The organism is Saccharicrinis sp. 156, assembly GCF_050589685.1.
In the GTDB taxonomy this organism is placed as follows: domain Bacteria; phylum Bacteroidota; class Bacteroidia; order Bacteroidales; family Marinilabiliaceae; genus Saccharicrinis.
On the sequence record NZ_JBNGOS010000002.1, the window covers coordinates 23,294 to 37,073 of the forward strand.

The following is a 13,780-nucleotide window of genomic DNA, read 5'->3' on the forward strand; positions in this document are numbered from 1 at the left end:
TACCACATAAAATTAGAGATATGATGAATGAAATTATAGTAAAGTATTCAAGGCACTTAAGAAGGATGTTACTTGCTTTAGGTGTCACAGGTTTGACCTTATTGGGGAGTTGTAACTCTTTGGGTAAAGATGTTAAAGTGGTTCAGCAAGATCCGGTAGATATGGTTTATCCCTTGCTCGATACTGAAAATTCTCGCTGGTTCTTTTTCTCATCAGCTTGTCGCCCTTTTGGTATGGTTAACCTAAGTCCCGATACCCAGGTAGGTGGAGCATGGGGGAGTGGTTATCGCCATAAAACAGATACCATAAAAGGTTTTAGCCATATTCATGCCTGGCAGTTAGCGGGTCTTTCTGTTATGCCTGTTACAACAACAACAGATAATGAAAATAACATATTTACAGATTTTTACTCTAAGTATAGTCATAACTCAGAAAAGGTAGCACCAGGATATCATTATCTTGAATTGGATAGATATCAAACAAATGTTGAACTGACGAGTACTAAGCGGGTGGGATTTCATAATTATCACTATCCAAAAGAAAAGCAAGCTGGTATCTTATTTAATCTGAATGGAAAATTAGGTCCTTGTGATATTGTAGATGGAAAACTGGTAAAATCAGGGAGTAAAGAGTTAACAGGTGAATTAGTTAACGCACCAACTATTCGACGCCCAAGACCTACTAAAGTATTTTTCAAAGTAGAATTGAATACCGAAATAGAATCGATTATTCATGATGAAGAGACCGGAAATTATCTGGTAAATCTATCCAATAGTGAGCAAGATGTTTTAATGAAAGTGGGTATCTCCTATACTTCGGTTAAAAATGCTGATGCCAATTTACAAACAGAGTTAGCACATTGGAATTTTGATCAGGTGGTCACTGAATCTAAAGAAGAATGGAATGGGCTTTTAAGTAGAATTAAGGTTGAAGGAAATACTGAAAAGGCTCAAAGAAGATTTTATACCGACTTATGGCATGCATTACAAGGTCGCAGAACGATAAGTGATGTAAATGGGGCTTACCCTGATAATACGGGCGATACATTTAGAGTAGGGCAATTACCCTTAAATGATGAGGGTAAGCCTGCTTTTAATCATTATAATTCAGATGCTTTTTGGGGCGCACAATGGACCATTAATACGCTTTGGGGATTAGTTTATCCAGAGGTTATGGATGAGTTCACCCATTCCTTAATGCAATATTACAAAGATGGAGGCATTGTTCCTCGCGGGCCTTCAGGAGGAAATTATACCTACGTAATGTCCGGGGCTTCTTCAACGCCATTTATGGTTAGTGCCATTCAAAAAGGGGTTGTTACTGATGGATTAGAAGAAATTTATCAGGCTTTAAAACTGACACATATGCCGGGTGGAATAATGGAAAAAGCCGGATATGAGCATCATACTTCTATTGGAGGAGGTTTTAAATATTATTTAGATAAAGGATATGTTCCATATCCTATCCCTGAAGGTAAATTTGGTTTTCATCAGGATGGAGCAAGCCTGACCATGGAATATGCTTATCAGGATTGGACTTTAGCGCAATTGGCAAAAAAGCTTGGGTACGAGGAAGATTATCATTATTTTTTAAATCGATCTAACAATTACAAAAATACTTTTGATAAGGAAAGTGGCTGGATGCGACCTAGAGAGGTGAATGGTCAATGGCATGGCGAATTAGATCCTTATTTATACGAAACGGGATTTAATGAATCCAATGGTGCGCAGTCCACTTGGTTTGTTCCTCATGATATTACAGGCCTGGCTGAGTTAATGGGTGGAAATGCAAAGGCGGTTGAAAAATTGAATCAACAGTTTGAAACAGCTGAGAAAATAGGGTTTACTTCAGGTGATTCTCATGACAGGGAATTACATCCGGAATACAGACGTGTGCCAATTAACTATGGTAATCAACCCTCAATTCAAACAGCACAAATATTTAATCAATTGAATCGCCCCGACTTATCTCAATTCTGGACTCGGAAAGTAGTAAAAAGTGTGTTTTCTGGTTTAAGTCCCGCTACCGGTTTTAACGGAGATGAAGATCAGGGATTAATGGGTAGTTTATCCGTTTTGCTAAAAATGGGTCTGTTTCAGATGAATGGCGGAACCGAAGAAAATCCTGAATATCAGATTGGAAGTCCCATCTTTGATAAGGTAACTATTCAGCTAAATCCGGACTACTATTCCGGTAAAACATTTGTGATAGAAGCGAATAATAATAGTTTGAATCATCCTTATTTGAAAAGTATAAAGATAAATAACCAACCGGTTGATGGTTTTAGTATTACGCATAAGGATTTAGTACAAGGTGGCACCTTAGTTCTTGAACTTACTGATGAGGTGAGTCAATAGTTGTTTTTGTACCGATGAATTAGCTGAGTATTATTTTTGAGAATACACATTGATCTAGCTAAAATATATACGCTTTCAGTTATACCCCAGAGGGGTGAGGTATTATTAGCCCGGGGGTTCCAATATAAATAAAAATCGACGCATCACGAACAGATTAAGTATACAGAGTAACATTGCTTTAGAATAGAAAAAAATAAATTTATTATATGACGATTTTAAAAACGAATTGCTTAATACTTGTACTAAGTATATTTTGCATTCCTGCTATCGCTCAACTTAAAAACAAATCTGCTCTCGAAGAAGAATTTATGGATATGGGGTTAGGTATATTTATTCATTGGAGCATGGATTCTCAATTAGGAAGTGTAATCAGTCATTCAATGGTGGGCGCTTCTGAGGAGTATATCAACAAATATATGAATGAGCTTCCCAAAACATTTTATCCTGATAAATTCGATCCTGACGAATGGGCCAGACTATTTAAGATAACAGGAGCCGAGTATGTAGTTTTTACCACCAAGCATCATAACGGATTTTGTATGTGGGATACCAAAACTACCGATTTTAATATTATGAATACACCTTATGGAAAGGATATTACTGGTATGCTTTTTAAATCGTTACGAAAATATGGTTTAAAAGTAGGGGTATATTTCTCGCCAGAGGATTTTAGCTTTTTGCATCAGCAAGGACAATTAATCTCACGTAAACGTAAAGGAAGTCAGGTTACAGATAACCCTGAATTGTTAGAATATGATAAAAGACAATTGGATGAGTTATTTAATAATTATGGTCACATTGATATGGCGTTTTTTGATTCATTTAGCAAAAAACCGCTTGTGCAATGGGTACATGAGAAATATCCCGATATTTTGATTACAAGAGGTGAGATGCAAACACCAGAGCAGAAGATTCCCGATGGAGCTATGCCAGGACCATGGGAAACATGCATGACCATGGGTACGCAATGGCAATACAAACCTACCAACGAAAACTATAAAAGCGGAACTGATATCATCAATAAGCTGATTGAAATACGAGCCAAAGGTGGAAACTTTTTAATGAATGTAGGCCCCAAACCCAACGGCGAAATTGCCATTGAGCAAGAGGAACGCCTGCGTGAATTGGGCCTTTGGATGTTTGTGAACGATGAGGGAATAAAAGAAGTACGCCCAATGTCAGGTATAGTTAAAGACGGGGACTTATGGTTTACTCAGAACCAGCATAAAAATGCGGTGTATGTATTTATTACCGATCAAAAGGATTGGTTTAAAGGTTTTCGTCGAAATTTTATCTTGAAAAACCTGAAGGCTACTCCAGAAACGACAATTTCCGTAATTGGTCAAAATGATTTAGTGGTTGAATACTGGCCCGAAAATATTCCTGAATCAAGGTTCATTCAGCACGATAAAGTATTGGAAATTTCAATTAGCCGGGCGCATAGGCTTTATAATGATAAAATATGGCCGAATGCGGTGGTGGTTAAACTAACCAACGTTGAAATCATAAAATAAACCGCCTGTTAAGTATTGTATTTTACACGTGTAGTATGCAGGGTAAACGCATTTAACCTTTACAATGTTCCAAGTCAAACAACCGACATCAGCAACGTAGCTTGGGATCCACTTTTCTTTCATTTTGAAAAAACAGAAAGCTGTTTGACCGTAGGGAGTTCTTTCTGTCTCAAAATAAAGAAAATAGTGGGTAAGCGAGTGGTGCAGTCGGCGGGCTTCTTTGTTTACTTTCTTCGGCTGAAGGAAGAAAGTAAAAGCCCTTGCGGCTTGAGCAAAGTAGAGTTCTAACTCTTAAGAAAATAAGTTTAGTACGAAATATTTTAAATGCGTTTATCGTGGTGTAGTATGTCCTGTATGGGTTGTTACAATAAATCAATTAGAAAATTATTGAAGAAAAATTAATTAAGTTATGAGGATGAGGTTGTTGGTGTTCTGTTTGTGTATTCTACCTATGTTTTTAAAAGCGCAAACTAATTATCCCTTTAAAGATTCGAGTTTACCGCTTCAAGAGCGTGTTGACGATTTAATGAGCCGCTTAACGGTGGAGGAGAAGGTGTTTTTATTACAAGCCTCGGCCCAAGAGATTTCTCGCCTGGGTGTGGATAAATACTATCATGGAAACGAAGGTTTACATGGAGTGGTTAAAGGAGGACGTTTTACCGTGTTTCCTCAGGCCATTGCCCTTTCTGCAACCTGGAATCCAAATTTGATTTACAATGTAGCTACGGCTATTTCAGACGAAGCCCGTGCCAAATGGAATTTTCTTAATCAGGGAAAAGACCAAACATCAGGATATAGTGATATGCTAACCATGTGGTCGCCAACAATAAATATGGCAAGAGATCCACGCTGGGGCCGTACGCCTGAAACGTATGGTGAAGATCCGTTTTTAACCAGTAAAATAGGTGTTTCGTTTGTAAAAGGATTACAGGGGGACGACGATAAATATTTGAAAGTAGTAGCTACACCCAAGCATTTTGTAGCCAATAACGAAGAGGAAAATCGATTCGCATGCAATGCTGAAATATCAGAAAGAGCCTTGCGCGAATATTATTTGCCTGCTTTTAAAGCCTGTATTCAGGAAGGAAAAGCACAAGCGATAATGAGTGCTTATAACGCTATTAACGGTATACCGTGTACCGCAAACAATTGGTTGTTGAACACTGTCTTACGAGATGAATGGGGTTTTACCGGTTATGTGGTAAGCGACTGTGGAGCACCTACTTATTTGGAGAAGTCGCATCATTTTGTAGATACGAAGAAAAAAGCAGCTAAAGTGGCTATTGAAGCAGGATTGGATTTAGAATGTGGTCACAATATATATACCAATCATCTATATCCTGCTTATCAGGATGGTTTAGTGGATGAAGCAACGATTGATAAAGCAGCTCGTCGTGTATTAGAAGCCCGATTTAAACTGGGTATTTTCGATCCGGAAGAAGGTAATCCTTATACAAAGATTTCGCCTGATGTGATTAGTTCACAGATACATCAGGAGCTGGCGCTTGAAACGGCTAGGCAATCTATTGTTCTGCTGAAGAATCAGGATAATATATTACCCTTGGATGCCAATGAAATTAAAAAAATAGCAGTCGTCGGTTTTAATGCCGATCAAGTCGTTTTTGGGGATTATAGCGGATTGCCAGCTATTTCTCCAATATCTCCCCTTCAAGGTATTCAAAATAAAGTGGGCGATAAAATAGAAGTAAGGCATGTGAAATGGAAAACGGCAGCAAGAAACCTTAACCTGCTTGAATCAGAATATTTACGTAATGATAAAAACAACGAAAAAGGTTTGTTCGCTGAATATTACGATGATAAGTTTTTGGAAGGAACACCACAAACACGTACCGATAAAGTGGTAAATTTTGACCCGGTAAATCAACCACCGGATCCTTATACCAACTTCAAACATAAATCAGTAAGATGGACTGGTTATATCGCTCCGAATATTTCGGGCGAGTATAAAATAGGTGTAAATTCTGATGATGGCATTCGTTTATGGTTAAATGATGAACTAGTTGTTGATGAATGGCACAATCGTGGCACAACTACTGATCAGGTGGCCCTTAAAATGGAAGCAGGTAAAAAATATGCCATTAAGTTGGAATATTTTGATAATGGTGGCGATGCAATTTGTCAATTGCTTTGGGAAGTGCCTAATACTATGGGTGATGATTTATACGCAGAAGACAAACAAGTTGCCAGATCGAGTGATTATGTGATTGCAGTAATGGGAATCAATAAATCCATAGAAAAAGAAGGTAGAGATAGAGTTGAGCTGGGGCTTCCTGAAGATCAGATCAACTATTTAAAAGATATTTATAAGGAAAATAAAAATATGATTGTGGTGTTAGTAGCGGGTAGTTCATTAGCCATTAACTGGATAGATGAAACAATACCCGCCATCGTGGATGCATGGTACCCGGGCGAAAGTGGTGGTACAGCTATTGCGGATGTACTCTTTGGCGATTACAATCCGGCTGGCCGTTTACCATTTACGTTCTATAAATCGACCGAAGACCTTCCTCCGATGAATGATTATGAAATCACGAAAGGGAGAACCTATCAGTATTTTAAAGGTGAGCCTCTTTATGCTTTTGGATATGGTTTAAGCTATACTTCTTTTGAATACAGTAATATGTCAATTGCTAAAAATAAGGAAAGCGTTAGGATTACAACAAAGGTTAAAAACACAGGAGACTATGCAGGTGATGAAGTTGTTCAGCTGTATGTGAAGGATGTGAAATCATCCGTACAAAGACCATTAAAACAATTGCTTGGCTTTGAAAGGACTTCTTTAGCTATTGGTGAAACAAAAACAATTACATTTAAAGTGCCAGTGGAGAAACTGAAATACTGGGACGATAAATGTGAGGATTGGCATTTTGAAAAAGGAGCATTTGAGTTTATGGTCGGTGCATCATCAAGCGATATCCGACTAAAGAAAACCTGTAAGGTGAAATAAATTAAATGATTAATAGTTAGGAAGTATGAAGATATTATCGAATAGAAAAATGTACCTGTTGTCATGTCTGTTTTTGGCTTTTTGTACTTTGGGACAGGCTCAAATAACAGATGTGCCAACCGAAAATGATTTTGAAATAAAATATAATAAAGCAGAGCGAGTTGTAAAACTAGGCGAAGGTCACTATTTTATTGATTTTGGGAAAGCCTATTTTGGAACAGTTGTTCTGCATTCTAAACAGTTACAGAAGGATAGTTTGATTGTTCGATTAGGTGAAAAATTAGCTGATGCAAATCAGATTGATAGAAATCCAGGAGGTACCATTCGTTATCAACAAGTGAAGCTCGATCAACTTAAAGCCAATCAAGATGTGGTGGTTAGTTTGCAGGCGGATAAAAGAAATACCAAACCTGGTGCCATTCACCTTCCAGAATCTTTTGGTGTGATCATGCCTTTTAGGTATTGCGAACTGGAGAATCTTCAGGTCCCGATTGAGGAAATTGAAATTAGTCAAAAAGCTTTTTATTATCATTTTAATGATGAGGCAGGAACTTTTACTTCATCGGATACAACATTGAATGCCATTTGGGATTTGTGTAAACACACTATTAAAGCAACAAGTTTTGCAGGTTACTACGTAGATGGTGACCGTGAGCGGATTCCTTACGAGGCCGATGCCTATATCAATCAGTTGAGTCATTACGCGGTGGATAGTGATTATTCCATTGCGCGTAGAACGAACGAATATTTTATAGAGCACCCTACCTGGCCTACAGAATGGCTTTTGCATACTGTATTACTGTACTATCAGGATTATATGTACACTGGAGAAACAGAGATGCTGGAGAAATATTATGATGTGCTCAAAATAAGAACTTTAATGGATTTGGAACGGAAGGATGGATTAATTAGTTCTAAATCAGATAAGCTAAATAGCGAATTCAAAACAAAATTAGGGTTTAAGAATCCTAAAACGAGGGTAAGGGATATTGTTGACTGGCCTGCAGGACAAAAGGATACCGGATGGAAATTGGCGAAAAAAGAAGGGGAGCGCGATGGTTATGAAATGGTGGCCATCAATACGGTAGTCAATTCATTTTACTATTACAATCTCTTTTTGATGTCAGAGATAGCGGACCGTCTTGGGAAGACTGAGGATGCTGCTTTTTTTGAGCAAAAATCAGAAAAAATTAAGAAGGTCATCAATACGAAACTATTCGATAAATCGCGAGGGGTTTATATCGATGGGGAAGGTTCTAAGCATGCATCATTACATGCCAATATGTTTCCATTAGCATTTAATCTTGTACCCGAAGAGTATAAGGAATCTGTTATTGATTTTATCAAAACCAGAGGAATGGCCTGCAGTGTTTATGGTGCTCAGTATTTGTTGGATGGCTTGTTTAATGCCAATGAACCAGCGTATGCTTTGAAATTAATCACCGATACGACACATGACCGTACCTGGTGGAACATGATTGAAATTGGTTCTACCATGGCGCTGGAAGCCTGGGATATGAAATACAAACCCAATTCGGATTGGAATCATGCATGGGGAACTGCTCCTTTAAATGTTATTACACGACAATTATGGGGAATAACTCCCAAAACACCAGGTTTTGCCAGTATGCAAATTAAGCCTCAATTGACGAACCTACAATTTTCAGAAATAAAAGTTCCTACCATAAAAGGAAGTATTGAGGCTAAGTACATTAAATCGGATAGGAATGAGCAGATCTACGAAATTAAGTTACCCAAAGGTATGAGCGGGGAATTTATACTACCAGACAGTAAGATGAAAGTTTTGCTTAACGATCGCAAAGTTCGTAAGAATAGTAAAATTGTAAGGCTTAAAGAAGGTGTAAATATGGTAATAACTAAGCGTTAATATCGGTTTTGAATTAAAGTAACTTTGGTATGTTTTTCTGAGGGTGATTACATTTAAACAAATATTCCCATCGCACACCTCTTAATCTCCTAAAGGAGTCCTTGCGCTCGGGTCCCTTCAGGGAATAAAAGGGTGTGGGGAGACAAAAATTTAAGAAGAATCTTTAAATGCGTTTGCCCTGATGTTTTTCTGTTGTCCGTTATCCTATATTAGGATATTGAGTACATGGTTAGGCTGGTTATGGATGTTTGAATGAATGTTTTTATAACCAGGCATGGGATTTATGCCATGCAGATTTACGTATTGGGAATCGGTTTTAACCGAAATATAAATTCAAGGTTTCCGTAACTTGCGGCCGAACGAATCATTAATCAAAGATTATAATTTTTAAAAATGAGATTAACTTTTTTAGTACTTGCAGTTTTCTATATATCATTCACCCAGGCTCAAACAAGAGACACACTCTACCTATGGCCAAACAAAGTACCTGGTGAACTGAAAGAAAAACAAGCTGCAGTTGTGTCGAATAATTCGAGTGGCAATGTAATTCGCCTGGCCGAGGTAACCAATCCTGCAATAATAGTTTATAAGCCGGAAAAACCAAACAAGACAGGTGCGAGTATTATTGTATGCCCAGGTGGGGGCTATAATATCCTAGCGGTTGATAAAGAAGGGTACGAAGTGGCAGAATGGTTAAACACACTTGGGTATACGGCTTTTGTTTTGCAATATCGCGTACCCCAAAAACAGCTAGGCGCATTAAACGATATTCAAAGAGCGATTAGGTACGTGCGCAGCAAGGCTGATATCTACAATCTGAATCAGAATAAGATTGGTGTGATGGGGTTTTCAGCAGGAGGAAGTTTGTGTGCTCGAGCATCTACATTATTTAATCAAGATACATATTCCAAAGTAGATTCTATTGATCAGTTGTCGAGTCGACCTGATTTTTCTTTGTTGATTTATCCTGCTTATCTAGATAAAGGGGAAAAAAGAAGTATTACTCCTGAATTGAAAGTAAGCAGTGATACTCCTCCTTGTTTTATCTTCGGAACAGCAGATGATAAATATGGAAACAGTTCTTTGGTAATGGCTGGAGCACTTCGAGATTATCATGTGCCAGTTGAGTTGCATTATCAATATAAAGGAGGACATGGTTATGGATTGCGTCCGGGCAACGAAGCTGCGGAAAGGTGGCCAGGCTTGGCAGAAGATTGGATGAAGCGGATGGTTAATTCTAATGAGTTGAAAAATTATGCCAGAGTGCGAAACTTTCCGCGTACCACAGAGTTTGTAGAAAACGTACCTAAAAAAGAAAATGTATGGGTGTTTATGATGGCTGGTCAATCTAATATGGCTGGTCGTGGTCAGGTTGAACCACAAGATACCATTGCTTCGGATAGAGTTTTTACCATTAACAAAAACAATAAATTAATACTGGCTAAAGAACCTTTAAACATGCATGAGCCTACTATGAAAGGATTAGATTGTGGTTTGTCGTTTGGAAAAGAGTTACTAAAAAGTGTACCTGATAGTGTTTCGATATTACTTATTCACACAGCTGTTGGAGGCAGTTCTATTGGTCAGTGGTTAGGAGATTCAATACATCGGGATGTACAATTACTTACCAATTTTCGGAATAAAGTGGAGTTCGCAAAGCAGTATGGAACACTAAAAGGAATTTTATGGCATCAGGGAGAGAGTGATGCAAAAGAAGATCGCATTCCGCTTCACAAAAAGCGTATGACTCAATTATTTCAGCAGTTCAGAAGATATGCCGATAATAAGTCTTTACCTATATTTATTGGTGAGCTTGGAATATATTTAAAGAAGCATGAAGGAAGGATGCAGGTTAATAAACAGATTAAAAAATACGTTGCCAGAGATCGTCATGCTTTTATCATTCATAGCTCTGATTTAAAACACAGGGGAGATAATACTCATTTTAATGCTGAAAGCCAGAGAATATTGGGTAAACGATTTGCGGAGGAATATCTGAAAAGTTGTAAATAACCCAACCCTCAATTTTTACCATTGGTATTGAATTAGGAAGTTAAGTTGTAACCAAAAAAGGATGTATTGCTTGAATACATCCTTTTTTTTAGTTGTAAAAAATACAAAACTTTAGCACGATGAATGAGCGGATCCGCTCACACAACAAAAGTCTTTTCATTTTTGTAATTATGGGACCAAAACCAATTGATTCAAATGTCCGTTGATAATTTCAACTTCTTCTTTTGTTAAACTTGATTGAGCAGCTTTTGCATTCTGAATAGCTTGTTCCGCATTTCTGGCTCCAACCAAAGCAATCGAAATGGCAGGTTGTTCCAGCGTCCATAAAATAACCAGCTGACCCAGACTCAATCCTTTATCATTGGCAATGGGTTTGATTTTGTCTAGAAATTCATTGGTGCGTCGAAGGTTCTCATCTTTATAAAAAGCTCTTGTTGCACGTTGATCGCCTTCTCCAAATTTATAACCTGGTTTCATTTTTCCGGTTAGTAATCCTCTTTCAAGCGGACTGTAAGCAATAATTCCTTTCCCGTTTTCAAGAGAATAGGGAACGATTTCTTTCTCGATATCGCGCAATACCATACTGTAAGGAACTTGGTTCGAAGCCAGATTGATGTATCTTTCTGCTTCGGCAAACTGTTCTGTATTGTAGTTACAAACACCAGCATAACGAATCTTTCCTTCTTTGATCAGTTGGTTAAGTGCATCCATTGTTTCCTCAATAGGAGTGGTAACATCGGGCCAGTGTAGTTGGTAAAGGTCAATATAATCGGTACCTAAGCGCTTTAAACTAGCTTCGCACTCTTGTATGATACTTTCTCTACCGGCATATTTGTAAATATCGATAGCTTTGCCATTGTTATCTTCTGTTTTGAAAACGTGTGTGCCTTTTGCTAAGTCCCAACGCATTCCAAATTTAGTGAGAATTTGTACTTTATCTCGGGGAATGTCTTTTATTGCCTGACCAACAATTTGTTCACTGAATCCTTGTCCATATACCGGAGCTGTATCAATAGAGGTTACTCCTAAATCAAAAGAGGATTTTATCGCTTTTACGGATTCATTTTGTTCCGTGCCTCCCCACAACCAGCCACCAGCAGCAAAAGAACCAAATGTGATGGCTGAAAGAGTAAGATCAGTATTCCCTAATTTTCTGTATTTCATATGTATAATTATTTATAAATTTTTACGAGCAAATTTGTATTATCACTATTTTACGTGTTGACTTGTGGTCGCAGAAGAAGATTGAAAAAATCACAGTTTTTATTCTGTGTTTCTTAATCCATACTCTGTTCATACATTATTAGATACTTATGCATAGGCAGAAGAATGTCTGCTACGAACCCGATTTTGTGGTGTTTATCTATTTGTCAATCGGCAAATGGATTTGTTTTAAATTTTTCACTGGGCAAATTTACGTATAAAATATGTTAGGCGGCATATAATTTGGAAGTAAATATGAATAATTTATCGGTTGTAAACGAACCATTATCAGCTTTTAAGAACAAAAAAAGCTATATGAAAATTTAGTGATTGAGAAACAGGTGTTTTATTGTAATTCTTGATTGTATGAAAAAATGTGAGTATAAAGAACAAAGAGGTTATTGATTATTCGAATAGATTTCAATATTTCCGGATAAATTGCAAGGAAATTAAAGAAGCCAAACTATCGCTTATCACAAAAGAAATCCAAATACCGTTTAAGCCCCAAAGCCAGTTTAAGCTATACAGGATGGGAATAAACAGAAGAACAGGTCTTAGAATGGCGAAGAAGACAGCAATCTTTTTTTTGTGTAGCGCTTGAAAATAACGCGTAGCCACTATTTGAACCATGTAAAAAGGAATGGATAGAGCGAAAATGCGTAAAGCTATTCGGGCAACATTAATAACATTCTCATTACCATCGATAAAAATCCCGATGATTAAATTGGGAAACAGTTCCAGTACAATCAATCCTATAATTCCGGTTAGACCGACTAAGCCCATGGAATAAAATAAGGTTTTACGACTGCGTTCGGGGCGTTTCGCACCAAAGTTAAAGCTTACAATGGGCTGCATACCATCGCCGGTTCCCAGAGCAATCATCATAAAAACAACATTTACACTAAAAATAATTCCCATGGCTGTAACGGCAAAAGTTCCACCCGACTGAAGCAGCAAATTGTTGGCGAATATATTTTGGATGCTTCCGGAAACATCCATAATAAAGGGAGCTAAACCCAGGGAAAAAATAGAAAGAATCATGTTTTTTTGCAACCTAATATTTTTCCATTCTATTTTAATCAGGCTTTTACCACCAACGTAGTATCGGAGCAAAAGGATGGCATTTACACTCTGTGCAATAACTGTTGCCAGAGCGGCTCCACGAATCCCCATATGGAGATATTTCATAAATACAAGATCCAGGGAAACGTTTATAAGCGATGAAATTAAAATTAAGAAAGCGGGTAAGCGTGGGTTTCCTTCGGCACGGCAAGTGAACTCCAGCGCAATAAAAAAGGCAAAGGGAAACCCAAAGATGATTATCTGCAGATATTCGCCCGCTAATTCGGAAAGCTGTCCCTGAGCACCAAAGGCCTGTAGCAAAGGTTTGTAAAATAATAATCCGGCAGAAGTAAACAAAATAATGGTGATTAACAGACCAGCCATCATCGTTCCAAGTGCTTTTTCTGCTTTTTTGGGACGTGATTCACCTAAATATTTTGAGATTAAAACTCCCGTTCCGCTGCCGAACAAAAGGACAAAACCAAATTGAAAAAGAGAGACCGGGAAGGCTAAAGTCACTGCCGCCAGACCCTCAGCCCCCACAAACTGCCCCACAAAAATACGGTCAACAATATTATAAAGCGCATTTATTAAAAGACCTAAAACAGCAGGACCTGCATAAACCAAGAGTAGCTTAAATATTGGGCTCTCTTTTAGTGAATATTGTTTGGTACTCATAATTGATTAATTCAAATAATAACTATGTAATTGATAGGTAGGTTAATAGGTGCGACATGCTAATTGGTATACAAAAAGATATAATTGACTTCATGGT

The 13,780-nt window shown here is 37.8% G+C and carries 7 protein-coding genes; 5 read left to right on the forward strand and 2 right to left on the reverse strand.

The window, feature by feature from the left end; all coding sequences use genetic code 11:
- Positions 1 to 20: 20 nt before the first annotated feature.
- The 5 genes from ACRD64_RS00915 (at position 21) to ACRD64_RS00935 (ending at position 10,740) form a co-directional block, all read left to right on the forward strand.
- A complete protein-coding gene (locus ACRD64_RS00915) occupies positions 21 to 2,357 on the forward strand; it encodes a GH92 family glycosyl hydrolase (protein ID WP_430931264.1) in 2,337 nt (778 codons plus the stop codon).
- 206 nt (positions 2,358 to 2,563) lie between these two features.
- Positions 2,564 to 3,871: an alpha-L-fucosidase gene (locus tag ACRD64_RS00920; protein ID WP_430931265.1), complete on the forward strand. Its 1,308-nt coding sequence runs from the start codon at positions 2,564 to 2,566 to the stop codon at positions 3,869 to 3,871.
- Positions 3,872 to 4,280: 409 nt separating this feature from the next.
- Complete coding sequence (locus ACRD64_RS00925; RefSeq protein ID WP_430931266.1) at positions 4,281 to 6,839, forward strand: glycoside hydrolase family 3 C-terminal domain-containing protein; 2,559 nt, start codon at positions 4,281 to 4,283, stop codon at positions 6,837 to 6,839.
- Positions 6,840 to 6,864: 25 nt separating this feature from the next.
- A complete protein-coding gene (locus ACRD64_RS00930; RefSeq protein WP_430931267.1) occupies positions 6,865 to 8,727 on the forward strand; it encodes an alpha-L-rhamnosidase C-terminal domain-containing protein in 1,863 nt (620 codons plus the stop codon).
- A gap of 393 nt (positions 8,728 to 9,120) precedes the next feature.
- On the forward strand, positions 9,121 to 10,740 hold the full coding sequence (locus ACRD64_RS00935; protein ID WP_430931268.1) for a sialate O-acetylesterase: 1,620 nt from the start codon (positions 9,121 to 9,123) through the stop codon (positions 10,738 to 10,740).
- A 168-nt stretch (positions 10,741 to 10,908) separates the two neighbouring features.
- Here ACRD64_RS00935 and ACRD64_RS00940 read toward each other — a convergent pair whose 3' ends face one another.
- Together ACRD64_RS00940 and ACRD64_RS00945 are read right to left on the reverse strand one after the other, a co-directional pair.
- A complete protein-coding gene (locus ACRD64_RS00940) occupies positions 10,909 to 11,904 on the reverse strand; it encodes an aldo/keto reductase (protein WP_430931269.1) in 996 nt (331 codons plus the stop codon).
- 459 nt (positions 11,905 to 12,363) lie between these two features.
- Entirely contained in the window at positions 12,364 to 13,683 is a 1,320-nt protein-coding gene (locus ACRD64_RS00945; protein ID WP_430931270.1) for an MATE family efflux transporter, read from the reverse strand.
- Between the last annotated feature and the right edge of the window lie 97 nt (positions 13,684 to 13,780).